Consider the following 23,511-nt stretch of genomic DNA (forward strand, 5'->3'; position numbering starts at 1 on the left):
GAGCCGGGGGAGCGGGTACCGCCCGGGCGACGGACTGACGGGACCGCCCTCACGGGACTAGGTTGGGCTTCATGAGCAATCTTGATCGCGAGGCGGTTCCCGCCCTGTGCGGCGGCCGTGGCTTCGTGGTGGCGGAGCCCGTTCGCGAACTCCTCAGCCCGCGCCGCGTCAAACTCGGCGAGTCGACCGAAGTGCGCCGTCTCCTGCCCAACCTCGGCCGCCGCATGGTCGGCGCCTGGTGCTTCGTCGATCACTACGGCCCCGACGACATCGCCGACGAGCCGGGCATGCAGGTCCCGCCGCACCCGCACATGGGCCTGCAGACGGTGAGCTGGCTGCACCAGGGCGAGGTGCTGCACCGCGACTCGACCGGCAGCCTGCAGACGATCCGTCCCCGTGAACTCGGGCTCATGACCTCGGGCCGGGCGATCAGCCACTCCGAGGAGAGCCCCCGTGGGCACGCCCGCTTCCTGCACGGCGCCCAGCTGTGGGTGGCCCTCCCCGACGGCCACCGTCACACCGACCCGCACTTCGAGCACCACGCCGAACTGCCCGTCGTCACGGCCCCGGGCCTGAAGGGCACCCTGATCCTCGGCGACCTCGACGGCGCGACCTCGCCCGGTACGACGTACACCCCCATCGTCGGCGCCGACCTGGCCCTTGCCGGCGGTGCGGACGTACGCCTCCCGCTGGAGCCCGACTTCGAGTACGCCGTGCTGTCCATGTCCGGCGAGGCCCGTGTCGACGGTGTGCCGGTACTGCCGGGCTCGATGCTCTACCTCGGCTGCGGCCGCACCGAACTCCCGCTGCGCGCCGAGTCGGACGCGGGGCTGATGCTCCTCGGCGGTGAGCCGTTCGAGGAGGAGCTGATCATGTTCTGGAACTGGATCGGACGGTCCCAGGAAGAGATCGAACAGGCGCGCCGGGACTGGATGGAGGGCACCCGATTCGGTGAGGTCAAGGGCTACGACGGCGCACCCCTGCCCGCTCCGGAGCTGCCGCCCCTGCCGTTGAAGCCACGGGGGAGAGTGCGCTGACCAGCTGAAACGCGTCAGCATCGGTGGGCGCAAGGCGGAAGGCGGTCGGGTGATTCTCACTGTCTTCCACCTGCTTGCCGGAGGGCGTCTGAACAGCTGGGTGGCTCCGGCTGGTGCGGTTGGCGATTCCACAGTGTGGCTGTCTGTGGGTGGCTGTGCCAGGACTCTTGCTGACCTGATGCTGACTTTGCTGATGCCCCGTCAGGCTGGGGTGAGGAGCTCTTCTTCCAGCTTCGGCGCTTGCGTAGGCGTTTGCAGGTTCGGTGGTGCCGGGACTGATGCTGACCTGGCTGGCGGTCGAGTCGGGCGTTGCGGTGGGACGGCGTCACTCTCACTGCCGCCTCGTGGAGATTCCACAAGGTTCCGATGTCATCGCTGCCTGTTGGCAGCGCCGCTTGTGTCCGATCCGAAAAGGTGCTGCGCCGGAGAATGACTAGCAGGTTCTTCGTCTGTGCGTGATACACGGTCGGCCCCTTGCTGACCTGAGGCAATGAGGGGAGCGGGCTGATGCGGAGCCGAGTCAGTCCGCGCCTGGCCCGGATCTTGGACTGAGGGGATGGTGAGCGGGGCCTGGCCGTGCTGCGCTCTGGCGAACGAGACGCCCGATGAGGCAACGCTGCGAGGTTGCGGACGAAGTGCTGTCCGCAAGAGGGCGGCTGCAGCTCTGCCATGACCTGATCCCGATGACGCACCACGTGGAGTGCGTCGCCATCCTCGAACCGGCCGCGAAGGGCTCCTGAACTGGGATTTTGTGCGTGCGCATTATGTGCCGTGTGGGCGTTGCGGGGGATGTCTTGACGCTGAAATGATGCTCGTGGCGCTCTGATGGCCACTCTGCGGGGCAGGTTGGCCGCATGGGTCTGATCGACAGTGCGCTGCTGCAAGATGCGCTTCGAGGTGGACGCCGCACGGGACTTCGACCACAACGCCCTCGTCGGCACCTGGAACGTGCTCGCCGAAGCACAGGACGCCCACGACGACCGGACGGACATGGTCGTCACATGAGGGTGCCGGGCGGACAAGGCCGGGTCAGCCGAGCTTGAGAAGACCGGCTTCGAGGACGGCTCGTCCGAAGGAGCCGGCGAGTTCGGCGAGACGCTCACAGTCGGCGTCACCCAGGGCGGCGTAGGCGGGAAGGGCCAGACGGTCGGTGCGGTCCTCGATGTGCCGGCGCAGGGTGATGCCCTCCGCGCTGAGGGAGTCGCCGTCGAGGAGGCCCCGCTCACGAAGGCTCTCCTGGGTGCCGGCCCACTCCTCCTCGGGCCATGCGCGGCTCATCTTGAGGAAGTCAACGGGAACCTCACCCGTGGCGGCGTGCAGCACGAGGGCTTCCAGGCCTCCGACGCCCTCGCTCAGCAGGCACGCGACATGGCCGTCGCCACGGAACTCCCGGAGCAGCGTCTGGGCGTGCCACAGGCGCAGCACCGGCTCATCCGGCCAGGGCAGAGCGGCGTGCGCGGCGAAGAGCGGGCGGCCCTGCGCGTGTTCGCAGGCCGCCTCGGCGGCCCGCCGGCTCAGCGCCAGGACCTCGCCCAGCTCGGGCAGTTCGTGGATTCCCGCCCGCCGCAGGGCTTCGCCCGCGGCGGCGTACCGGGCGTCCAGCACCTGCTGCGGCGTCGTCGCGTCCCAGGCGCCGTCGAGTGCCTGCCGTACGAGATCGGGGTTGAAGTTGTAGAAGGTCGAGATGACCAGCTCGGCGGAGGCCCGGCCGAACGCGGCGCTCCGCGAGGTGAAGTAGCCTGCGCGTCCGCTCAGTCCGAGGTCGGCGTACCGTCGCCTCGCCTCGGGGACGAAGTAGATCATGCCGTGCACGGGCTCGAGTCCGCGCCAGGCCGCGCGCGCTGTCTTCACGGGTCACCTCTTCGGAGAGTCGGCCAACGGGGTGTTCGCTGTGGTTCCGGACTGGGGTACTAGCCGTGCGCTCGCAGGTGTTCGAGCAGCAGACGGTTCAGCGTGTCGGGTGCCTCCTCGGGGACCCAGTGGCTGACGCCCCGGAGGGTCTCGAAGCGGTACGGCCCCTCGACCCACCGCCCGGTCCCGTGTGCCGGCGCCGGGCCGAACGCCCTGTCGTTCGTGCTCCAGACGTACAGCGTGGGCACCTCGATCGTGCCGATACTGCCGTCCGGGCGGCCTGCCCGGTACCAGTTCAGCGCGGCGGTGAGAGCGCCCGGCCGGGACAGGTGCCGGACATAGGTCTCGACACTGTCCTGCGGGACCTTCCTGGCGTAGAGGGCGCGAAGCAGTTGGGCGTCGTGGGCCAGCATGCGCTCCTCGGTCGCGGGGGTCTCGCGCCAGTCGATCATGTAGTGCGAGCGCTCACGCTGGTCCTCGTCGGTGCGCAGGGCGGTGGCGAGGGCGCCGGGATGCGGTGTCGAGACAACCGTGAGGGTGCGTACGCGGCCGGGGTGGGCGTCCGCGGTCCACCAGGCCACCGCGCCGCCCCAGTCGTGACCGACCAGGTCGAACGTCGACCACCCCAGTTCCTCCGTGATCGCGACCACGTCGTCGACGAGAAGGCTCATGCGGTAGTGCTCGGCCCGCTCGGGGCGGGCGCCGGGGGAGTAGCCGCGCTGGTCGGGCGCCACCATCCGGTAGCCCTGCGCGGCCAACGCCGCGATCTGCCGTTCCCAGGCCAGCCCCGTCTGTGGGAAGCCGTGCAGCAACAGCACCGGTCGGCCCTCCGGCGGGCCCGCCTCGATCGCGTCGAAGACGCCCGCACTGGTGGAGATGCTCAGCTCGGTCACGACCCCCCCTTCATACCGACTGGTCGGTAGCCTTCAGGTGCAGAGGCGGACTGTCAAGGCCGCGGGCGCGCCTGCTTCCCGGCGGATGCAGGACGCCCACTATTGAACTTGACGCCGGATTCAACTATAACGTGGCGTCGGACCACCAGAGACAGTGAGGCGACATGAGGGAAGCAGTCATCGTTTCGACGGCACGGACGCCGATCGGAAAGGCCTATCGCGGCGCGTTCAACGACACCCAGACGCAGGAACTCGCCGCACATGCCCTGTCCCACGCCGTACGGCGCGCCGGGCTCGAAGGAGGCGAGGTCGAGGACGTGCTCTTCGGCTGCGCCGCACAGCAGGGGGCATCCGGTTTCAACGTCGCGCGCCAGGCAGTTCTCCGCGCCGGACTCCCGGACACCGTGTCGGGGATGACGATCGACCGGCAGTGCTCGTCGGGCCTGATGGCCATCGCGACGGCCGCCAAGCAGATCGTCGCCGACGGTATGCAGGTCACGGTGGGCGGTGGCGTCGAGTCGATCTCCCTTGTGCAGAACGAGCACATGAACACCCACCGAATGACGGATCCCTGGCTGGTCGAGCACAAGCCGAGCATCTACCTGCCGATGCTGCAGACGGCGGAGATCGTCGCCGGACGCTACGGCGTGAGCCGCGAACGCCAGGACGAGTTCGCGCTGCTGTCCCAGCAGCGCACCGCGGCGGCGCAGGAGGCCGGCCGGTTCGACCAGGAGATCGTCGCCGTCGACAGCGTCAAGAAGGTGCTCGACAAGCAGTCGGGGGAGGTGCGGCACGAGAAGGTCACCCTGACCCGGGACGAGGGCAACCGCGCCTCGACGACGCTCGAAGGCCTGGCCGGCTTGGCGCCGGTGCTGCCCGACGGCCAGGTGAGCGCGCAGTCCAGCGTGACGGCGGGGAACTCCTCGCAGCTCTCGGACGGGGCGTCGGCGTCGGTGCTGATGGAGTCCAGGGAGGCCGAGCGCCGCGGACTGGAACCGCTGGGCGTCTACCGGGGCATGGCCGTCGCCGGTTGCGGCCCGGACGAGATGGGCATCGGGCCGGTGTTCGCCATCCCGAAGCTGCTGAAGCAGCACAACCTCACCGTCGACGACATCGGCCTGTGGGAACTCAACGAGGCGTTCGCCTCCCAGGCGTTGTACTGCCGCGACGAACTGCACATCGACCCCGAGCGGTTCAACGTCAACGGCGGCGCGATCTCGGTCGGTCATCCGTACGGAATGACCGGTGCCCGACTGGTGGGACACGCCCTCGTCGAGGGCAAGCGCCGCGGGGTCCGGTACGTGGTGATCTCGATGTGCGTCGGCGGCGGAATGGGTGCGGCCGGACTGTTCGAGGTCGCCTGATGGAGAAGACCAGAACCGCGGTCCTGGTCGACTTCGGCGGAGTCATCACCTCCAGCGTGCTGCAGGCGTTCACCGACTTCGGGGCCTCCCTCGGCGGCGACCCACGGCTGCCGTTGGAGCTCCTCAGCCGGGACCAGCCGTCACGCGCCCTGCTGTCCGACCACGAGTGCGGCCGTATCGACGCCGAAGCCTTCGAGCGGGGATTCGCCCAACGTCTCCGGGCTCACGGTGCCGACGTCCAAGCCGAGGGACTCACCGCCCGCATGCAAGCAGGCATGTCGATCGACCGGGACATGCTCGCCCTGCTCGGCGATCTCCGAGCCGCCGGGCATCCCGTCGCGCTGGTGTCCAATTCTTTCGGTACCGGTACCTACGAGGGTGTCGATCTGGCCTCGCTCGCCGACGTGGTCGTCATCTCCGCCATGGTCGGGATCCGTAAGCCCTCCCGGCGGATCTACGCGATCGCCTGTGAACGTCTCTGCGTCGACCCCGAGGAGGCGGTCATGATCGACGATCTGCAGCAGAACCTCGACGGGGCGGCACGGATCGGGATCGGCGGTGTACTGCACACCAGCGCCGCCGACACCCGCCGCCGGCTCGCCGAGAGCTTCGGGATCGGCGCCTGATCGATCGGCCGATCGGGAATTGCTGGATGTGCCTCTTCTTCGACCTTCTTCGGACGGACGCGATTTGTGACTATGGCGTCGGATTCAAGTAAAGTTCCCGCGATGGACACCACCGCGCCCGAGGAGATCGACGGCGAGCAGCCGCCCCCGATGGCGCCCCTGTCGCACCTTCGCGAGCCGCCCACGACGAAGCGCGGAGCGCGGACGCGGGCCGCTCTGGTGAAGGCCGCGCGGAAGGTGTTCGAACGGGACGGCTACCTCGACACCCGCCTGACCGACATCACCAAAGAGGCGCAGTGCGCGGCGGGGTCGTTCTACACCTACTTCGCGGGCAAGGAAGAGGTGCTCGCCGCCGTCCTCCTGGAGGCGCAGGAGGACATGCTGCACCCCGGCATGGCCCGGGTGGAGGATGCCGACGACCCCTATGCGGTGCTCGAGGCGAGCAATCGCGCGTATCTCCAGGCGTACAAGCGCAACGCGAAGCTGATGGCGCTGCTCGAGCAGGTGGCGCAGGTCGAGCCGGAGTTCCGTACATTCCGGAGCCGGCGCGCCGACGCGTTCATCCGCCGCAATGCCCGCGGTATCGCCGACCTGCAGGCGCGGGGTGTCGCAGACCGGGACGTCGATCCGATGCTGGCCTCCCGTGCGCTGTCGGGCATGGTCAGCGTCATGGCCTACAACGCCTTCGTGCTCGGTGAGCGCGAGGAAGAAGGCACGCCGGTGGACTTCGAGGAGCTCGTGTCCACGGTCAGCCGGCTCTGGGCGAACGCCCTGCGGTTCCCTGACCACCGCTGACCCGGCAGCCTGAGCCGGGGCGAAGCCCGCCACCACCCCTGTGTGGGGTGACGTACGCCCGACTGTTGAACTTGACGTCGGATTCAATTATACAGTTCGGACGGACGGAGCACGGTCCCACCATCTCGGAGAGGGTTCGCTGTGAACGTTGCACGAAGAGTCGCCATCGTCACCGGTGGTGCCGGCGGTATCGGCAGCGCGCTGGTCGCGCGGCTCGCTCGCGAGGGTGCCCGGGTCGTTGTCACGGACCTCGACGCGGACAGCGCGCGGGCGGTGTCGGACAGGGCCAACGCCGACCATCCGGGGAGCACTGTCAGCGCCGGCGCGGACGCGTCGGACACCACCCAGATCCAAGAGCTGATCGACCTGGCGGAGAGCACGTTCGGCCCGGTCGACCTCTACTTCGCCAACGCGGGCATCGCCGGCGCACCCGGCCTCGACGTGAGCGAACAGGACTGGGACCTGTCGATCGACGTCAACCTGCGCGCCCACATCCGTGCGGCACAACTTCTGGTCCCGCGCTGGCTGGAGCGCCGCGAAGGCTACTTCGTCACTACCGCCTCGGCCGCCGGGCTGCTCACCCAGATCGGCTCCGCCACATACGCCGTCACCAAGCACGCCGCCGTCGGCTTCGCCGAATGGCTGAGCGTCACGTACGGCGATCGCGGTGTCCGGGTCAGCTGTCTGTGCCCGATGGGCGTGAACACCCGGATGCTGACCGCCGGAAAGGACTCCGGGGACGCGCTGGGACGAGCGGCCACGCAGGCCGTCATGTCCGCGGGTGACGTCCTGGAGCCGGCCGAGGTCGCCGACGCCGTCCTGACCGCCATCGCCGACGAGCGCTTCCTGATCCTGCCCCACGAAGAGGTGCTGGACATGTACCGGCAGAAGGGCGCGGACTACGACCGGTGGCTGCGCGCAATGCGCCGCTACCAGAGCTCCCTCCTGGAGCAGGAATGACCGGCGCGAGCGGCGAGCTCGTCCTCGCCGAACACCGCGGGCCGGTGCTCGTCCTCACCTTCAACCGGCCCGCCAAGCTGAACGCCTGGACCGACGAACTCGAAGTCCGCTACTTCGCGCTCCTCGACGCAGCCGAGGACGACCCGGACGTACGTGCCGTCGTGGTGACCGGCGCGGGGCGCGGATTCTGTTCCGGCGCCGACCTCCAACTCCTGTGGTCCGTCCGTGAGATCGGCGAGGCCTCCGCGGTGGACACAGCGCGGCTCCGCCCGCGCGACCTGCCGCTGACGCTGCGCAAACCGCTGATCGGCGCGGTCAACGGGGTCGCCGCCGGCCTGGGCATGGTGGAAGCGCTCTACTGCGACCTCCGCTTCGGCTCGCCCTCGGCCCGGTTCACCACGGCCTTCGCGCAACGCGGGCTCATCGCCGAGTACGGCATCTCCTGGCTGCTGCCCCGGCTGGTGGGGCACAGCCGGGCCATGGACCTGCTGCTGTCGAGCCGCATGGTGGACGCCGACGAGGCACTGCGTATCGGACTTCTCGACCATCTGGTCCCCACCGGCAGCGTGGTCGACGCGGCTGTCGCGTACGCCACTGACCTGGCGACGCGCTGCTCCCCGGGCTCCATGGCCACCATCAAGAGCCAGCTGCACCACGACGCGGACGGCGCCTACGCCGACTCCGTGGCCCGCGCGGAGAGCCTCATGCTCCAGGCCTTCAGTGGGGCCGATGTCGTCGAAGGCGTGGCCGGCCACCTCGAGAAGCGCCCCCCGAGTTTTCCTCCCCTACCCCCCGTCAGGAGTTCGGATGTCCCTGTTTGAGACGTCGGATCGAGCCAAGAAGTACCAGGCGGATCTGCTGGAGTTCATGGACTCGCACATCTACCCCGCCGAGTCGGTCTACCACGAGCAGATGCGCGCCTCCGGTGACCCGCACTTCCAGCCGCCGATCCTCGAGGAACTCAAGGCGGAGGCACGGCGGCGCGGCCTGTGGAACCTCTTCCACCCGCACCCGGAGTGGGGGCCGGGGCTGACGAACCTCGAGTACGCGCCGCTGGCGGAGATCATGGGGCGCAGTCACATCGCCTCCGAAGCGTGCAACTGCAACGCTCCCGACACCGGCAACATGGAGGTGCTCACGCTGTTCGGCAGCGACGAGCACAAGGAGAAGTACCTCAAGCCCCTGCTCGACGGGACGATGGCCTCGGCCTTCGCGATGACCGAGCCGCAGGTCGCCAGCTCCGACGCCACCAACATCGAGCTGCGGATGGAACGCGACGGCGACGAGTACGTGCTCAACGGCCGGAAGTGGTTCGCGTCCAACGCCCTGCACCGCAACTGCAAAGTACTCATCGTCATGGGCAAGACCGACCCCACCGCCGCTGTGCACCGGCAGCAGTCGATGATGGTCGTCCCCATCGACGCCCCCGGGATCACGGTGATGCGCGGTCTGCCGGTGTTCGGCTACCAGGACCGCGAGGGACACGCCGAGATCGACTTCACCGACGTACGGGTACCGGCCAAGGACCTCCTCAAGGGTGAGGGAGAGGGCTTCGCGATCAGCCAGGCCCGGCTCGGACCCGGTCGGATCCACCACTGCATGCGGGCCATCGGCGCGGCCGAGCGGGCGCTGGAGCTGATGTGCCGGCGCGCGCAGTCACGGGTGACCTTCGGCAGCCCGGTCGCCGAACGGTCCAACATCCAGGACTGGATCGCGGAAGCACGCATCGACATCGAGATGATCCGGCTGCTCACGCTCAAGGCCGCGTACCTGATGGACACGGTCGGCAACAAGGAAGCGCGCACCGAGATCGCGGCCATCAAGGTGGCCGCACCGAACATCGCGCTGAAGATCGTCGACCGCGCGATCCAGGTGTACGGCGCTGCGGGCGTGACCGAGGACTTCCCGCTGGCGATGATGTACGCCCACCTGCGGACGTTGAGGCTGGCCGACGGTCCCGACGAGGTCCACAAGCGGGCCATCGCCAAGCAGGAACTGCGTCAGTACCGCAACGCGGCAGTGGTGAGCTGACATGGCCGGACCGGATCTCACCGGCCGCACCGCCGTCGTCACGGGTGCCTCACGCGGTATCGGGCTGGCGATCGCCCAGGCCCTCGCCGCTGCCGGCGCGAACGTCGTCCTCACCTCCCGCTCCCAGGAGGCGGCGGACGCCGCCGCGGCCCAGGTCGGCGGCACAGCGGTCGGCGTCGGGGCCCACGCGGTCGACGAGGAGGCGGCCCGGCGCTGTGTCGAGCTGACGCTCGAACGGTTCGGCAGCCTGGACATCCTCGTCAACAACGCGGGGACCAACCCGGCCTTCGGGCCTGTCATCGACCAGGACCACGGCCGGTTCGCCAAGACCTTCGACGTGAACCTGTGGGCTCCCGTCCTGTGGACGGGCCTGGCCACCCGGGCCTGGATGGGCGAGCACGGAGGCGCGGTCGTCAACACGGCATCGGTCGGCGGCATGGCCTTCGAGGCGAACATCGGCCTGTACAACGCGTCGAAGGCCGCACTGATCCATCTCACCAGGCAACTGGCCCTGGAACTCTCACCGAAGGTCCGCGTCAACGCGGTGGCACCCGGTGTGGTGCGCACCAAGCTGGCCGAGGCCCTGTGGAAGGAGCACGAGCAGGCCGTCTCCGCCTCGACGGCACTGGGGCGTATCGGGGAGCCCGCCGACATCGCCTCGGCGGTCGCCTTTCTGGTCTCGGAAGCGGCGAGTTGGATCACCGGCGAGACTATGGTGATCGACGGCGGCCAACTCCTGGGTGACGCGGTCCCGTTCAGGCAAGAAGCCGGTATCGGCATCTGAGGCGTGTTGCACAGAGGCGGTTCAGAGACCTGCGCGGCTGAACGTCACATGCGTGACCCCGCTGGGCGAGGAGGTGGCCTCGACCCGGTAGTCCTTCTCGGCGCTCTCCAGTCCGTCCCAGAGGTGTACGCCCCGGCCGAGCAGGATCGGGACCACCACGACGTGCAGATGGTCGATGAGCCCGGCGGCGAGGAAGTCGCGGATCAGGGTGGGTCCCCCGCCGATGCGTACGTCCTGGCCGCTGCGGCCTCGCGGGCCGTCTCCAGCGCCTCGGCGGGCGACGTGTCGAGGAAGTGGAAGGTCGTGCCGTCCTCCATCTCGATCGACGGGCGCGTGTGGCGGGTGAGGACGAAGGTCGGTGTGTGGAAGGGCGGGTTGGGCCCCACCACCGCTTCCACTCCTCGTCTTCGTGCCATCCGGGTGGCCGTACTTCCCGGCGCCCATGATCTCGGCGCCGATCCCGGGCGTGAACTGCGCACGAAGGCGTCGTCGAGGCCGCTGGTACCGCCCGGCTCGCCGGTCATCTCGTGCCATCACCGGGTGGCGAACATCCACTGGTGCAGCCTTTCACCGGCGTGGCCGAACGGCGCTTCCCGGCTCAGACCCTCACCGGTGCCGAAGCCGTACGACTCCTCTTCTTCCGCTGGTCACGGGCCGGGCGGTGCCGACAGATGGATCAGGATGCCGCACACCTCGTCCACTATCTCCCGGGCCTCCGTCTCATCCCGGCAATCGCCCAGCTCGCGCGCCGCCCCGCCGATGACGGTGGTCAGTACGCTCACCCGGACCCGGCCGGCGCGGCGCCGCTCGTCCACCTCCAGCAGCCGGGCGTTGCGCCGTACCCATGCGCGGTCCCACTGGCGGCGCAGCGCGTCGAAGCCCGCGGGGCCGTCGTCCTCCACGAGGAGCATGCCGAGCCTGCGATTGTCCCAGGCACCCTCCAGATACGCCCTGGTTCCCGCCACGAACAGAGCGATGGGGTCGTCCACACCACGGCCGCGCTCGGCGACCAGCGTGGCCGCGGTCCTGCGCTCCTGTTCCTCCCGGAACTCCTCCCACAGGGCCAGGTAGAGCCCTCGCTTGCCGCCGTAGTGCTGGAAGAGGCTGCCCACCGGGATGCCGGAGCGCGCCGCGATCTCGGTGAGGCCGGCGTCGGTGTAACCGCGCTCGGTGAACACCTCCAGCGCGGCGTCCAGCAGCGCACGCCGGACCGTTCCGTTCTGCTCCGCGTGCCCCTCCGGCAGGGCCGACTCTCCCTGCTCGCCCGGCAGTTGATGTGCCGCCTCGGTTCCGGCGGACTCCACGATGCCGCTCACTGGCCCTCCTCACCTTCCCTGGCGCCCTCGCCGATGGCGAGGGCGACCAGTAGTTCCAGCAGGTCGGCGATCCGGCGCGGATTGCGGCCGGTGCGTTCCTCGATCCGGCGCAACCGGTAGTGCGCCGTGTTGTGATGCACCCGCAGCCGGTCGGCGGCCAGCCGCAGATTGAGGTCGGCCTCCGCGAAGGCCCGAATGGTGGCGGCCAGCGTGTCGCCCCGCCTGCGGTCCTCCTCCAGCAGCACCCGCACCCGCGGATCGACCAGCTGACGGGCCAGGTCGTCGGCCCGCAGGGCGAGGTAGTCGAACGGGGAAAGCCGCGGCAGCGCAGCCACCCCGCCCCCGCTCGGCACCAGGTCGAGGGCTGCCCGCGCCTCCTCGTACGCGCGCGGCAGTTCACACGCGCCGTGCGCGACCGTACTGATCCCCATGGAGAGCATGGTCCCGCCCCGCGCGAGCCGCTGCTGCACGGCCTCGAAGTGGGCGCATATGTCGTCCGGGGTCATGCCGGCCCGGACCACGGGCACGGCCACCACCTCTTCGTGGCGTACGACGACCAGGGTCCGGCCCGCCCACGGCCCGGCCACGCTGATCGACGCGGTGGTGGCATACCCGTGCTCGGCCGACGTGAGGTCCCCGGTGCGGGTGTCGCCCACACACACCGCCACGACCGCCATCATCGGCGAGTGCGGCCCGATGCCGTACGCCTGCGCGGCGGCGGACAGCGGGCCGCGCGTCGGTGCCACACCGGCCAGGAGCTGGTCAAGAAGGTCCCGACGCTCCCGGTCGGCGTCCGCCACCACGTGCTGCTGGTACTCGACGTAGGCCTGCGCGGCATGGGTGCTGGCGTAGTCGACGTACCGCATCAGCGGGGTGACCAGGGACAGCGCGGCCTGCTGGGCCTCGGCGGACGTGCCCGCGCAGTCCAGCAGCGCGTCCCACAGCACCTGTCGGCCGACCCGGAAGGCACTGATCCAGTCCTCCAGCGCGAACCCGGCCCGTGCCCGCCGCATGGCCGCGGCGCGGCTGAAGACCAGGTCCTCGGGGGCGATACCGCGATCCCCGGCCAGCGCCGCCAACTGCATCCGGTAGTGCTCGAGCACCTGCTCCCGTACGTCCGCGAAGAAGCGTTCGTCCTGCAGCGCGTACGACGGGATCTCCGCACGCATCACCCCCACGGCGGTGTCCGCCACATCCTCGACCCGGTCGTGGACGGCGTGCAGGATCCGCCACCGCTCCCGGCGGAGCGGTTCGGAAAGCAGGGGAGCGCCCAGAGCGGGCCCGTGAGGCATGGCGCCGATCGTCGCCGCCCGCCTCGTGCTCCGTCAACAGGCTCGGAGTGAGACATCAAGCGTTATCTGTGCGCGGCGCACAGTCCGACGGCCGGGAAGTTGGGTGCTCGCACCCAATGTGCGCCCCGAACGCCCCCACCTACTGTGACGCTCTCCCACCCCCCCCAGAACGTCGGAAGGGGCGTCACTCATGCTCGCGGTCGACGGTATCACCGTGCGTTTCGGCGGGATCACGGCACTTGACGGTGTCGCGTTCACCGTCGAGCCGGGCACCGCCGTAGGGCTCATCGGACCGAACGGAGCCGGCAAGACCACCTTGTTCAACTGCCTCACCAGGCGCTGCACCCCCGACGGGGGAGACGTGCGGTTCGAGGGCGAGGACCTGCTGGCCCTCCCTCCGCACGCCGTGGCCGGGCGCGGCATCGCCCGCACCTTCCAGAACCTGGGCCTGTTCCCGCGGCTCACGGTCCGGGAGAACGTCATGGTCGGCGCCCACAGCCGGGGGCACACCGGACACCTCGCCGCGGCGCTCCGGCTGCCCCGCGTCCGGCGGGAGGAGAGGGAACTGTGTGATCAGGCGGACGACCTGCTACGGCGGCTCGGTCTGGCGGACGTCGCCGACCACCCCGCCGCCGGGCTGCCGTTCGGCACGCTCAAACGCGTCGAACTCGCCCGGGCCCTCGCCGTACGGCCCCGGCTGCTGCTGCTCGACGAACCCGTCAACGGGCTCAGCCACGGCGAGGTCGGCCAATTCGCGGATCTGGTCCGGTCGGTGCGCGAGGAGTTCGACCTCACGCTCGTGGTGGTCGAACACCACATGGGCTTCGTGATGGGCCTGTGCGACAAGGTGGTCTGCCTCGACTTCGGCCGCAAGATCGCCGAGGGCACGCCGGAGGAGATCCAGCGCGATCCGGCGGTCGTCGAGGCGTACCTGGGAGTGGCCGCATGAGCGAGCCCACCACCACTCAGACCACGCAGCCGGATGTCCCGACTGCGGAACCGGACTTCCTGAAGGTGTCCGGACTGCACGCCGGATATGGCCAGGCCCGCGTCCTCCAGGGCCTCGACTTCTCCGTCGCCCGCGGCGAGGTCTGCGCGATCCTCGGACCCAACGGCGCGGGCAAGACCACGACACTGCGGGCGCTGAGCGGCATGGTCCGCGGCCGCGGCTCGGTCACCCTGAACGGCACGGGACTGCTGGGCCGTTCGCCCGAACAGGCCGCCCGGCTCGGCGTGGCGCATGTGCCCGAGGGGCGGGGCACCTTCAATGAGCTGACCGTCGAGGAGAACCTGCGCATCGGCGCCCACCTGCGCACCGGCTCCGGATGGCGGAGCCGCGCCGAGCGGGCGGCCGTGGCGGCCGACCTGGACCGGATCTACGGACACTTTCCCAAACTGCGCCAACGCTCGCGGCAGGCCGCCGGCAGCCTCAGCGGCGGGGAGCAGCAGATGCTCGCCATCGGCAGGGCCCTGATGCTGCGGCCCTCGCTGCTGCTCCTCGACGAGCCGTCCCTGGGCCTCGCGCCACTGGTCACCCGTGAGCTGTTCGAAATCGTCCGTGCCGTCAACGAGGAGGAACGCACCACCGTGGTCGTCGTCGAGCAGAACGCCCAGCTCGCACTGGACATCGCGCACCGGGCGCACGTACTGGAGGCCGGCCGCCTGGTGCTGTCCGGGCCGGCCCAGCACATCCGCGAGGACGGGCAGGTCGCCGAGGTCTACCTCGGTGTCTCCCTCGGCTCCCGCAAGGCCGGGTGAGCGCTGTGACCGACTTTCTCCAGCAGCTGGTGGAAGGACTGGGCTCCGGCGCGGTGTACGCCAGCCTGGCTCTGGCCCTCGTACTGATTCACCGGTTCACGGGCATCGTCAACTTCGCGCAGGGCGAGCTGGCCATGCTCTCCACGTATGTCGCCTGGCAGTTGGTGGCATCCGGGATGCCGTTCTGGCTGGCGCTGCCGGTCACCCTCGCGGTGTCCTTCGCCGGCGGCATGCTGGTTGAGCGGATCGTCATCCGCCCCGTGCAGGGCGCGCCCGAGCTGACGGTGGTCATCGTCACCGTCGGCCTGTTCATCTTCGTCAACGCGCTGGCCGGCCTCATCTGGTCGTTCACCGTCAAGGACTTCCCGCAGCAGTTCCCCGACGGCGGGCTCGACCTGGCCGGAGTACGCGTGGACTGGTCGACGCTCGGGATCCTCGGCGTGGTGGCCGTCGTGATGGGCCTGCTGTATCTGCTGTTCCAGCACACCTCCATCGGCCTGGTGATGCGGGCCGTCGCCTGCAATCCGGCCTCCGCACGGCTGTCGGGAATCCGGGTGGGCCGGGTCCTGATGCTCGGCTGGGGGCTGGCCGCGACGGTCGGCGCCGTGTCGGGCGTGCTCGTCGCCCCACTGCTGTTCCTGGAGCCCAACATGATGGGCGGGGTGCTGATCTACGCCTTCGCCGCGGCCACCCTGGGAGGCTTCGACAGCCCCGTAGGCGCGGTCGTCGGCGGCCTGTTCGTGGGCGTCGCCGAGACGCTGACCGGTGCGTACGTCGATGTGGTCGGTGCCGATCTGAAGGTGGGCGTACCCCTCGTGATCATTCTGGCGGTGCTGCTGGTGCGGCCCCAGGGCCTGTTCGGACGGGCGGCGGTGGAGCGCGCATGAGCACCCTCACCACGGCACTCGGCACCGACCGGTCCCGGCGGCTGCGAGCCGCGCTCACCGCGCTGCTCGCGGTGGCGGTCGCCTGCGGCGCACCGTTCTACTTCGCCCCTTTTCAGGTCTTCCAGCTGACCATGGTGCTGCTGTACGCCGTCGCGCTGGCCGGGCTGAACCTGCTGGTTGGCTTCGGCGGGCAGATCTCGCTCGGGCACGGCGCGTTCTTCGCGGCGGGGGCCTACTCGGCGGCGGTCATGCTCGACCGGTACGACACCGGCCACCTGGCCACGCTTCCGGTCGCGGCCGCCGGATGCTTCCTGCTGGGCCTCGGGTTCGGAGTGCCCGCGCTGCGGCTGCGTGGGCTGTATCTGGCCCTGGTCACCCTGTCGTTCGCGGTGTTCCTGCCGTCCCTGCTCAAGCGGCTCGAACCGGTGACGGGCGGCTCCATGGGCCTGACCGTGGACAAGCTGCAGCCACCCGCGTGGAGCGGTCTCGCCGAGGACCAGTGGATGTACTTCGTCGTCCTCACCGTCGCCGCGGTGGCCCTCTTGCTCGCTCGCAACCTGCTGCGCTCCCGGGTCGGCCGGGCCCTGCTCGCCGTACGGGACAACGAGAGTGCCGCCGAGGTCATGGGCGTACGCCTGTCGCTGCACAAGACGCTCGCCTTCGCGTGGAGCGCGATGTTCGCTGGTGTCGCCGGGTGCCTGTACACCTGGGTGATCGGCTTCGTCTCGCCCGACTCCTTCAGCTTCGTGCTGTCCATCACCCTGCTGGCCGGCCTGGTGGTCGGTGGGCTCGGCTCGCTGTACGGGCCCCTGCTGGGCGCGGCGTTCGTGATGTACGTGCCGAGTGTCTCCCAGGACCTCAGCGAGGCCGCGCCGGGAGTGGTGTTCGGCCTGCTGATCATCACGGTGATGTTCGTGGCCCCGACGGGACTTGCCGGTCTGCCGGGCCGTGTCCTGGGCGCGATAGCCCGCCGCCTGCCCCGCACCTCTGCCGCTGCCACCGCCACCGTTCTCGACCGGACACCTGAGGCTGAATCCGCGCCTGACGCGGAGCCGGAGTCCCCACCCGACGCGGAGCCGAACTCGCAGGCCGAAACCCGACCCTCCGCGACGCTCACCCCTGCGGACCCCGCAGTAGCCGACGCCGAACCCGTGGGCGCCCCGCCCCGTACGGAAAAGGACTGAATCACATGCGTAAGACCACCGCTCTGCGGGCTGCCGCAGCTGCCGCCGCCGCCCTGCTCACCGCGACCGCCTGCAGCAGTCAGCGAGGGCAGGACACCCAGGACACCGCCGCCGATGGCGCGTGCAAGGGGCAGCAGACCACCGGCATCACGGACAAGACCATCAAGCTCGGCGGGATCTACCCGCTGTCGGGACCGGCCTCCGCGTACGGCACGATCAGCAAGGGTGTCGCCGCCTACTTCAAGTACGTCAACGACAAGGGCGGCATAGACGGCCGCAAGGTGCAGTTCGTCGTCCGTGACGACGGCTACCAGCCGCCCAAGGCGGTCGAGGAGGCCCGCAGACTCGTCGAGCAGGAGAAGGTCTTCGCGGTGTTCCAGACGCTGGGCACCCCGTCCACGGCGGCCGTGTGGGACTACCTGAACAAGCAGAAGGTGCCGCAGCCCTTCGTCGCCACGGGTGCCTCCGTCTGGGGCAGCGACGACAAGCACCCCTGGACCATCGGGTGGCAGCCCAACTACGTGGCCGAGGCCCGGGTGTACGCCAAGTACCTCAAGGAGGAGAAGCCGAACGCCAAGGTCGCGGTCCTCTACCAGAACGACGACTTCGGCAAGGACCTGCTGGGCGGGTTCAAGAAGGCCGTCGCCGGCAGCGGCATCAAGGTGGTCGCTGAGGAGAGCTACGAGGTCACCGACCCGTCCGTGTCCGCGCAGATGGCGAACCTGGCCCGCTCCGAGGCGGACGTCCTGCTCGACATCACCACCCCCAAGTTCGGCAGCCAGGCCCTCGCCGCCGACGCCAAGAACACCAAGTGGAACCCGCTGCACATCGTCAACAACGTGTCCTCGTCCGCCGCCGTGCTCCAGCCCGTCGGGTTCAAGAACGTCCAAGGTGTGGTCTCGGCGACGTACTTCAAGGACCCCGCCGACCCGCAGTGGGCCAACGACCAGGAGATGAAGGCGTACCAGGACGCCCTGCACAAGTACGCGCCCGGCTCCGACCCGGCCAACCAGTTCAACGCCTACGGCTGGGCCGTCGCCTCCAGCCTGCACAAGGCGCTGGACGCGATGAGGTGCCCGACCAGGGAGGGGCTGCGGGACGCGGTGCGTGACCTGAAGGGCGTGAAGGTGGGGATGCTGCTGCCCGGCGTCACGCTGTCCACGGGCCGCGACGACGCCTTCCCGATCGAGACGATGCAGCTGATGCGCTTCAAGGGCGAGCGGTGGCAGCTGTTCGGCAAGCCGGTGGACACCCGCAAGGAGTTCGGCCCGCTGGCGAAGTGAGCCGGCGGGGGCGGTCCCGGTCGATGCCCTGACCCTCGGGACCGCCCCCGCCTCGTCCACCGAGGTGGAGCGGACAGCTGACCATTTGCTCAGACGGCGTTCAGTCCTCCGTCGACCACCAGGCTCTGCCCGGTGATGTAGGAGGCGCGCTCGGAGAGCAGGAAGGTGACGGCTTCGGCCACCTCCCAGGCGGTGCCCTGACGGCCGAGCGGTATGCGGGCGAACGAGGCCGAACGCGACGCCCGCCCGGCCGAGGCCTCGCGGCCCATCGGGGTGTCGATCAGGCCCGGAACGATCAGGTTGGCGCGGATACCACGCGGTGCGCCCTCCTTGGCGACATGGCGGGTGAGTCCGAACAGGCCCGCCTTGGAACTGTCGTAGGCGGGCGAGTCGGTGGCCGCGCGCAGCCCCGCCACGGAACCGACGAAGACGACCGAGCCCCGGTCGGCGAGCAGGGGCAGCGCGTACTTGGCGGCGAGGAAGGGAGCGCCCAGGTTGAGCGAGAGCACGCGTTCCCACTGCTGTGGTGAGGTGTCTGCCAGGCCCGCGCCCAGTCCGATGCCGACGTTGACCACGAGCGCGTCGAGCGCACCGAGCTCGCGGAGGGCCTCGGCGACCATGGACGAGGACTCGCCAGGATCCGTGGCGTCACCGACCACGGCGATGCCTCCGGCGCCCTCCTCATCGACCAGGGCGGCTGTGGCCGCCGCGGCGGAGGGGGAGACGTCGGCGCAGGCCACGGACGCTCCCTCGCGGGCGGCGAGCACGGCGATCGCCCGCCCGTTGCCCACGGGGGCCTTCGGATCGTGGCTGGGACGCGTGCCGGCACCGATGACCAGTACGTGCCGCCCGGTCAGGAGACCGGCCGGGTGGGGCGCGGGCTGCAGGATCTCAGGCATCGCCGTGTGTCCCGTCCGCCGCGTCCGCGCCGGCTCCGGTGGGCGCGGGCAGGGCTTCCGCCTCGAAGTCGGGCTCGAGCCGGGTACCGGCGGAGTTCAGGAAGAAGGCGACCATGTGGTACTGGCCGACGAGCACGGTGAGCTCGATCAGCTGTGCCTCGTCGTGGTCGGCTGCGAGAGCGGACCAGGTGGCCGCGGGCAGGCGTGCGTCCCGGTGCAGTTCGTCGGCGGCGAGCAGCAGATGGGCGTCGGCAGGCGTCCACCCCTGGGCGTCCGGGCCCGCGCCGATCCGCCGGATCTCCTCGTCGGTGACCCCGGCGGCCCGGGCCAGCGGTACATGCCGTCCCCATTCGTAGGCTGCCCGGGTGTTGTACGCGGTACGCAGGATCAGCAGTTCCCTGGTCCGGGCGGGAAGACGGCCGTCGCGCAGCAGATGGCTGCCGAACGGCAGGAAGTGCCGGAAGAGGTCGGGGTGCCGTACCAAGGTGGTGAAGACGTTGGCGAGGCGGCCGTCGGCGTCGCGGGGAATCAGGGCGAGCAACTCCCGGGTGGCCGGGTCCCAGTCGTCCTCGGCCAGCGGCGTGAGCCGTGGGCCGGTGTCGGCGCCGGCGTGGTGAGGGTGGTCATGGTGCTCGTCGGTCATGGCGGTCTCCGCACGGTTCGTCGGGGTGGGCCGGTGGCACGAGGGCGGGGGCGAGCACAGTCGATCGGCGCCTTGCCGCGTGCGCCGATGGGCTCCTTCTCCGCCGTGCCACTGTGCTTTCAGGGGCGGGGAGTTGTCGACGGCTCCCCGGCCAAGGCCGGAGGGCCGCATATTGTTCACTCGCACAACGGCCGGGTGCCGGAGGGGGGAAGGTGAGGTCCATGCCCGGACAGTCGGGCGCGGCGGCGCCCCTCGAACAGGTCATCGCCGCGATGGCCGCGCAACAGCGGTACGCGGGCGGGCGGTTGCACGGGGATCTGGCGGACCACATCCCGTCCTACCGTGCCGTCCCGCGCGAACTCCTCGGCCAGATCTGGCATCGGCACTTCCAGCGGGCTCTCACCGTGCTGCGGGAGGGGACGGTGCCCGCGCCGGAGGACTTCGACGAAGCCGACGTTGCCCGGGACCGGGTCGCCCGGGGCGTCCCGCTCGACGACGGGCTCCGCGCCTTCCGCCGGGCGCTGAGCGCGATCCGGGATCTGTTCATCGCCGAGGCGACCGAACACGGTCTGGACCCCGGCCTCGTCGTCGACCGAACCAAGTGCCTGTGGGAGCTCGCGGACGTCGCCAGCCTGCGGATCGCCGCCGTCCACCGGCAGGCGGAGGTCGCCTCCGCCCTGTCCGACGCCCGCCGCCGCGCCGACTTCCTGCGCGGACTGCTCTACGGCACGCTGAGCGCCGTAGAGATCCACAGCGGTGCGGCGATCTACGGACTGGACCTGTCGCGGCCGTACCGGGCCGTCAGAGCCGTACCGTACGGCGACCTCGGTCCTGACGCGCTCGAACGCTCCCTGGGGTCCCAGGCCCGCAGGAACGGCCGAGGCGCGCTGCTCACCGTGCTGGACGACGCCGTCGCCGGAGTCGTCGAGGCGAAGCCGGAGACGGGCGATCTGGAGGTGACGGCGGGGCTCGGCCCGCCGACGGACCTCACCGCGGCGCACCGCTCCTTCCGTACCGCCGGCCGGCTGCTGGATGCCGCCCGTGCGTACGGTCTGCGCGGCGTGTACGACCTGAGCGACCTGTCCTGGCGCGTGGCCGTCGTCTCCGAACCGGAACTCGCCGAGTTGCTGATCGACCGCTATCTGCGCCCACTGGAGGCGGAGGGTGAGTTCGGAGCGCTCATCGAGGAGTCGGTGCGGGGATACCTGCAGAAGGGGCGGCACATCCGTGAGGTCGCCCGCAGCGCACACGTCCATGTCAACACCGTCCGCTACCGGCTGCGCCGGTTCGAGGAGCTGACCGGTGTCGGCCTGGACAGTGCGGATACCGCTGTGGAGCTCAGCTGGGCCCTGGCGGCACGCGACCTGAGGACACCCCCGCGCCGCCCGGCGGGCCCTGTTCATGGCGCGGTCCCGTAGCGGCGGGCTACGGACGTTGTCAGAGTGGGACTGTCCCGGTACAGCGGTGGAGAAGCGGATGACGGAGTTCAGCGAAAGCCACGACGATCCGTTTGCCCTGCACCTCGTCGCCCTGGCGGTGCTCGACGACCGGGGAGTCGTGGTCGGATGGAACCAGCGGGCGCAGGAGCTGCTCGGCCATCCCGACACGGCCGTGATCGGCCGTCCGGCCTTCGAGGTCCTTGTCGGCCCGAGCGAAAGGCCGGCCGCCAGGGAGGCCGCGGCAAAGTGCAGGAAGGCCGGCGGCTGGTTCGGGGTGCTGAAGGTGCGCCACCGCGACGGGCGGCTCGTGGAGATGGGGCTCAGGGCCCATGCGCTCTCCCGCGACGGCCAGACCTCTGAGTGGCTACTGGCCGGGGCACTCGCGGCCGACGTCCTGGAGTGGCAGCGGGACCGTGCGGTCCTCGACGGTCTGTACCGCCAGTGCCCGATCGGACTGGTCGTGCACGGCACCGACCTGAGGCTTCTCAGGGTCAACCGGGCCATCGAACGCTTCAGCGGCGTCCCCGCGGCGGGCTTCGAGGGGCTGCCCAGCGGGCAGATGCTCATCCCCGACGACGCACGCAAGGCCCTGGACCGGGTGCGCCAGGTGATGGAGACCGGCAGACCGCTCGTCTACTCCGAGCAGTTCGTCCGCCTGGAGCAGGATCCGGGACGGGAACGGGTCGCCCTGGTCTCGTCCTTCCGCATGGAGGATCCCGCGGGCCGCATCCTGGGCGTGGCCGAGATGATCGAGGACATTACCGACCGTCATCGGGCCCAGCGCCGGCTCGCGCTCCTCGACCAGGCCGGCAGCCGTATCGGAACCACCCTCGACGTGGCGGAGACCGCCCGGGAACTCGCCGAGGTGATGGTGCCCCACCTCGCCGACCACGCGTCGGTGGACCTGCTCCAGCCGGTGACGCGCGGCGAGGAACTGGCACCGGTCCTGGCGGGGCCCGTCGTACGGCTCGGCGCCAGCAGCGTGGGGGCCCAGCAACCCGGCCCACCGCACCCCCACGGCGAGCCGGTGGACTTCGCGCCCGACTCACCCCAGGCCAGGTGCCCGTCCGAAGGGCGGCCCGTCCTGGAACCGGTGCTGCCGCCCGACTGGCTCTCGACGGAAGGCCACCAGGGAGCTCACGCTCCGGACCTGGGCGTCCACTCGCTGATCGTCGTACCCCTCGCCGCGCGCGGCATGGTGCTGGGCGTGATGACCCTGTGGCGTTCGCGCCGCCCCGACCCCTTCGAGGCGGACGATCTCACCCTCGCCCAGGAACTCGCCTCGCGTGCCGCCGTCGCCATCGACAACGCCCGGCGCTTCACCCAGCAACAGCAGACCGCGTTCACCCTGCAGAGCAGCCTGCTGCCCCGGGCGGTCCCGGACCAGCCGGCCGTCGAGGTGGCGCTGCGGTATCTGCCGGCCAGCGCGGCTCCGGGCCTGGGCGGCGACTGGTTCGACGTGATCCCCCTGTCCGGGGCCCGGGTCGCCCTCGTCGTCGGCGACGTGGTGGGACGTGGCATCCACGCAGCCGCCACCATGGGCCGACTGCGCACTGCCGTACACACCCTCGCGAGCCTCGACCTGGAACCGGACGAGGTCCTCTCCCGGCTGGACGACATGGTCAACCTGCTGGCCGTCGAACAGGAGGCGGCGGGCGAACGGCCCGTCGGTGAGCAGGTCGTCGGCGCCACCTGCCTGTACGCCGTGTACGACCCGGTCTCGCGGCGGTGTTCCGTGGCCCGCGCCGGCCACCCGCCGCCCGTGGTGACCACTCCGGACGGACACGTCGCACCGCTCGACCTGCCCGCCGGCCCGCCGCTCGGCCTGGGCGGCCTGCCCTTCGAGGCCCGGGAGGTCGAACTGGCCGAGGGAAGCCTGCTGTGCCTGTACACCAACGGCGTCATCGGCGAACGCCACCTCGACCTCGACGCGGGCCTGTCCAAACTGTGCGCGGCGCTCACCCGCCCGGCGGACGCCCTGGAGCGAACATGCCAGGCTGTGGTCGACTCGCTCGTACCGTCGCGCCCCAGCGATGACGTCGCCCTGCTGATCGCCCGTACGCGCGTGCTGCCGCAGGACGACGTCGCCTCGTGGCAGCTGCCGCCGGAGCCGGCCAGTGCCGCCCGCGCACGGGCGCTGACCTCGGCCAAGCTGACCGAATGGGGTCTGGAGCATCTGGCGTTCACCACCGAGTTGATCGCCAGCGAACTGGTCACCAACGTGTACCGGTACGCCAGCGGCCCCGCGACTCTCCGGCTGATCCGTGAACGGACCCTGGTGTGCGAGGTCAGCGACACCGGCCACACCTCCCCCCACCTGCGCCGCGCCCGTACGACCGACGAGGGCGGGCGCGGCCTGTTCCTGGTGGCGCAGATGGCCGAACGGTGGGGCACCCGCTACACCCGCGAGGGCAAGACCGTGTGGACCGAGCAGTCACTGACCGGCATGCTCACCTGACCCTCAGGCCG

Annotated in this window: 21 protein-coding genes and 1 pseudogene; 15 read left to right on the forward strand and 7 right to left on the reverse strand. The window is 70.3% G+C overall.

Features of this window, described 5'->3' with window-relative positions; all coding sequences use genetic code 11:
* Positions 1-71: 71 nt before the first annotated feature.
* Complete coding sequence (locus ACIGDI_RS41690; protein ID WP_399907868.1) at positions 72-1,037, forward strand: pirin family protein; 966 nt, start codon at positions 72-74, stop codon at positions 1,035-1,037.
* Positions 1,038-2,066: 1,029 nt separating this feature from the next.
* On the opposite strand, the gene ACIGDI_RS41695 is transcribed toward ACIGDI_RS41690, so the two are convergent.
* Positions 2,067-2,888 (reverse strand): hypothetical protein, encoded by an 822-nt coding sequence (locus ACIGDI_RS41695; RefSeq protein WP_351805998.1) that lies wholly within the window; start codon positions 2,886-2,888, stop codon positions 2,067-2,069.
* Positions 2,889-2,947: 59 nt separating this feature from the next.
* Positions 2,948-3,781: an alpha/beta fold hydrolase gene (locus tag ACIGDI_RS41700; protein ID WP_399907870.1), complete on the reverse strand. Its 834-nt coding sequence runs from the start codon at positions 3,779-3,781 to the stop codon at positions 2,948-2,950.
* 164 nt (positions 3,782-3,945) lie between these two features.
* Between ACIGDI_RS41700 and ACIGDI_RS41705 the strand changes: the two genes are divergently transcribed.
* The 7 genes from ACIGDI_RS41705 (at position 3,946) to ACIGDI_RS41735 (ending at position 10,341) form a co-directional block, all read left to right on the forward strand.
* A complete protein-coding gene (locus tag ACIGDI_RS41705) occupies positions 3,946-5,145 on the forward strand; it encodes an acetyl-CoA C-acyltransferase (protein WP_399907872.1) in 1,200 nt (399 codons plus the stop codon).
* On the forward strand, positions 5,145-5,771 hold the full coding sequence (locus ACIGDI_RS41710; RefSeq protein WP_399907874.1) for an HAD family hydrolase: 627 nt from the start codon (positions 5,145-5,147) through the stop codon (positions 5,769-5,771). The genes ACIGDI_RS41705 and ACIGDI_RS41710 overlap by 1 nt, the downstream gene beginning before the upstream one ends.
* A gap of 102 nt (positions 5,772-5,873) precedes the next feature.
* Positions 5,874-6,566: a TetR/AcrR family transcriptional regulator gene (locus ACIGDI_RS41715; RefSeq protein WP_351582778.1), complete on the forward strand. Its 693-nt coding sequence runs from the start codon at positions 5,874-5,876 to the stop codon at positions 6,564-6,566.
* 141 nt (positions 6,567-6,707) lie between these two features.
* A complete protein-coding gene (locus ACIGDI_RS41720) occupies positions 6,708-7,526 on the forward strand; it encodes an SDR family oxidoreductase (RefSeq protein ID WP_399907876.1) in 819 nt (272 codons plus the stop codon).
* Complete coding sequence (locus ACIGDI_RS41725) at positions 7,523-8,347, forward strand: enoyl-CoA hydratase-related protein (protein ID WP_399907878.1); 825 nt, start codon at positions 7,523-7,525, stop codon at positions 8,345-8,347. Before ACIGDI_RS41720 ends, ACIGDI_RS41725 begins: the two co-directional genes overlap by 4 nt.
* The gene (locus ACIGDI_RS41730) at positions 8,334-9,557 is read left to right on the forward strand and encodes an acyl-CoA dehydrogenase family protein (protein WP_399907880.1); all 1,224 of its coding nucleotides are present in this window, start codon (positions 8,334-8,336) and stop codon (positions 9,555-9,557) included. Before ACIGDI_RS41725 ends, ACIGDI_RS41730 begins: the two co-directional genes overlap by 14 nt.
* A 1-nt stretch (position 9,558) precedes the next feature.
* Positions 9,559-10,341: an SDR family oxidoreductase gene (locus tag ACIGDI_RS41735; protein ID WP_399907882.1), complete on the forward strand. Its 783-nt coding sequence runs from the start codon at positions 9,559-9,561 to the stop codon at positions 10,339-10,341.
* Positions 10,342-10,362: 21 nt separating this feature from the next.
* On the opposite strand, the pseudogene ACIGDI_RS41740 reads toward ACIGDI_RS41735, so the two are convergent.
* From ACIGDI_RS41740 to ACIGDI_RS41750, 3 genes and pseudogenes are all read right to left on the reverse strand, one after another.
* Positions 10,363-10,943 (reverse strand): annotated as a pseudogene (locus ACIGDI_RS41740) (dihydrofolate reductase family protein).
* Between the two features lie 45 nt (positions 10,944-10,988).
* Positions 10,989-11,657: a TetR/AcrR family transcriptional regulator gene (locus tag ACIGDI_RS41745; protein ID WP_399907884.1), complete on the reverse strand. Its 669-nt coding sequence runs from the start codon at positions 11,655-11,657 to the stop codon at positions 10,989-10,991.
* On the reverse strand, positions 11,654-12,949 hold the full coding sequence (locus ACIGDI_RS41750) for a PucR family transcriptional regulator (RefSeq protein WP_399907885.1): 1,296 nt from the start codon (positions 12,947-12,949) through the stop codon (positions 11,654-11,656). Before ACIGDI_RS41750 ends, ACIGDI_RS41745 begins: the two co-directional genes overlap by 4 nt.
* A 190-nt stretch (positions 12,950-13,139) precedes the next feature.
* On the opposite strand from ACIGDI_RS41750, the gene ACIGDI_RS41755 reads away from it, so the two are divergent.
* The 5 genes from ACIGDI_RS41755 to ACIGDI_RS41775 are packed head-to-tail and all read left to right on the forward strand — an operon-like array spanning position 13,140 to position 18,061.
* Positions 13,140-13,898, forward strand: coding sequence for an ABC transporter ATP-binding protein (locus tag ACIGDI_RS41755; RefSeq protein ID WP_399907887.1), 759 nt, complete (start codon positions 13,140-13,142; stop codon positions 13,896-13,898).
* Positions 13,895-14,707, forward strand: a complete 813-nt coding sequence (locus ACIGDI_RS41760; RefSeq protein ID WP_399907889.1) for an ABC transporter ATP-binding protein — start codon at positions 13,895-13,897, stop codon at positions 14,705-14,707. Before ACIGDI_RS41755 ends, ACIGDI_RS41760 begins: the two co-directional genes overlap by 4 nt.
* 5 nt (positions 14,708-14,712) lie before the next feature.
* On the forward strand, positions 14,713-15,594 hold the full coding sequence (locus ACIGDI_RS41765) for a branched-chain amino acid ABC transporter permease (protein ID WP_351582796.1): 882 nt from the start codon (positions 14,713-14,715) through the stop codon (positions 15,592-15,594).
* Complete coding sequence (locus tag ACIGDI_RS41770) at positions 15,591-16,778, forward strand: branched-chain amino acid ABC transporter permease (protein WP_399907892.1); 1,188 nt, start codon at positions 15,591-15,593, stop codon at positions 16,776-16,778. Before ACIGDI_RS41765 ends, ACIGDI_RS41770 begins: the two co-directional genes overlap by 4 nt.
* A 5-nt stretch (positions 16,779-16,783) precedes the next feature.
* Positions 16,784-18,061: an ABC transporter substrate-binding protein gene (locus tag ACIGDI_RS41775; protein ID WP_399907894.1), complete on the forward strand. Its 1,278-nt coding sequence runs from the start codon at positions 16,784-16,786 to the stop codon at positions 18,059-18,061.
* An 89-nt stretch (positions 18,062-18,150) separates the two neighbouring features.
* On the opposite strand, the gene ACIGDI_RS41780 is transcribed toward ACIGDI_RS41775, so the two are convergent.
* Together ACIGDI_RS41780 and ACIGDI_RS41785 are read right to left on the reverse strand one after the other, a co-directional pair.
* Entirely contained in the window at positions 18,151-18,960 is an 810-nt protein-coding gene (locus ACIGDI_RS41780; protein ID WP_399907896.1) for an SDR family NAD(P)-dependent oxidoreductase, read from the reverse strand.
* Entirely contained in the window at positions 18,953-19,603 is a 651-nt protein-coding gene (locus ACIGDI_RS41785; protein ID WP_399907898.1) for a carboxymuconolactone decarboxylase family protein, read from the reverse strand. The genes ACIGDI_RS41780 and ACIGDI_RS41785 overlap by 8 nt, the downstream gene beginning before the upstream one ends.
* A 221-nt stretch (positions 19,604-19,824) precedes the next feature.
* Between ACIGDI_RS41785 and ACIGDI_RS41790 the strand changes: the two genes are divergently transcribed.
* The gene (locus ACIGDI_RS41790; RefSeq protein WP_399907900.1) at positions 19,825-21,021 is read left to right on the forward strand and encodes a PucR family transcriptional regulator; all 1,197 of its coding nucleotides are present in this window, start codon (positions 19,825-19,827) and stop codon (positions 21,019-21,021) included.
* A 58-nt stretch (positions 21,022-21,079) separates the two neighbouring features.
* Complete coding sequence (locus tag ACIGDI_RS41795; protein WP_399907902.1) at positions 21,080-23,500, forward strand: SpoIIE family protein phosphatase; 2,421 nt, start codon at positions 21,080-21,082, stop codon at positions 23,498-23,500.
* Positions 23,501-23,511 lie beyond the last annotated feature (11 nt).

It is taken from the genome of Streptomyces sp. NPDC085900, assembly GCF_044540925.1.
GTDB classification, from domain to species: domain Bacteria; phylum Actinomycetota; class Actinomycetes; order Streptomycetales; family Streptomycetaceae; genus Streptomyces; species Streptomyces gilvifuscus.

Excerpts from the sequence above, each read along its gene's own strand:
- ACIGDI_RS41755 (WP_399907887.1), top strand. The coding sequence starts at position 13,140 with ATGCTCGCGGTCGACGGTATCACCGTGCGTTTCGGCGGGATCACGGCA.
- ACIGDI_RS41715 (WP_351582778.1), top strand. The coding sequence starts at position 5,874 with ATGGACACCACCGCGCCCGAGGAGATCGACGGCGAGCAGCCGCCCCCG.
- ACIGDI_RS41725 (WP_399907878.1), top strand. The coding sequence starts at position 7,523 with ATGACCGGCGCGAGCGGCGAGCTCGTCCTCGCCGAACACCGCGGGCCG.
- ACIGDI_RS41710 (WP_399907874.1), top strand. The coding sequence starts at position 5,145 with ATGGAGAAGACCAGAACCGCGGTCCTGGTCGACTTCGGCGGAGTCATC.
- ACIGDI_RS41690 (WP_399907868.1), top strand. The coding sequence starts at position 72 with ATGAGCAATCTTGATCGCGAGGCGGTTCCCGCCCTGTGCGGCGGCCGT.
- ACIGDI_RS41790 (WP_399907900.1), top strand. The coding sequence starts at position 19,825 with ATGCCCGGACAGTCGGGCGCGGCGGCGCCCCTCGAACAGGTCATCGCC.
- ACIGDI_RS41760 (WP_399907889.1), top strand. The coding sequence starts at position 13,895 with ATGAGCGAGCCCACCACCACTCAGACCACGCAGCCGGATGTCCCGACT.
- ACIGDI_RS41785 (WP_399907898.1), bottom strand. The coding sequence starts at position 19,603 with ATGACCGACGAGCACCATGACCACCCTCACCACGCCGGCGCCGACACC.
- ACIGDI_RS41795 (WP_399907902.1), top strand. The coding sequence starts at position 21,080 with ATGACGGAGTTCAGCGAAAGCCACGACGATCCGTTTGCCCTGCACCTC.
- ACIGDI_RS41750 (WP_399907885.1), bottom strand. The coding sequence starts at position 12,949 with ATGCCTCACGGGCCCGCTCTGGGCGCTCCCCTGCTTTCCGAACCGCTC.
- ACIGDI_RS41775 (WP_399907894.1), top strand. The coding sequence starts at position 16,784 with ATGCGTAAGACCACCGCTCTGCGGGCTGCCGCAGCTGCCGCCGCCGCC.
- ACIGDI_RS41780 (WP_399907896.1), bottom strand. The coding sequence starts at position 18,960 with ATGCCTGAGATCCTGCAGCCCGCGCCCCACCCGGCCGGTCTCCTGACC.
- ACIGDI_RS41735 (WP_399907882.1), top strand. The coding sequence starts at position 9,559 with ATGGCCGGACCGGATCTCACCGGCCGCACCGCCGTCGTCACGGGTGCC.
- ACIGDI_RS41770 (WP_399907892.1), top strand. The coding sequence starts at position 15,591 with ATGAGCACCCTCACCACGGCACTCGGCACCGACCGGTCCCGGCGGCTG.
- ACIGDI_RS41705 (WP_399907872.1), top strand. The coding sequence starts at position 3,946 with ATGAGGGAAGCAGTCATCGTTTCGACGGCACGGACGCCGATCGGAAAG.
- ACIGDI_RS41730 (WP_399907880.1), top strand. The coding sequence starts at position 8,334 with ATGTCCCTGTTTGAGACGTCGGATCGAGCCAAGAAGTACCAGGCGGAT.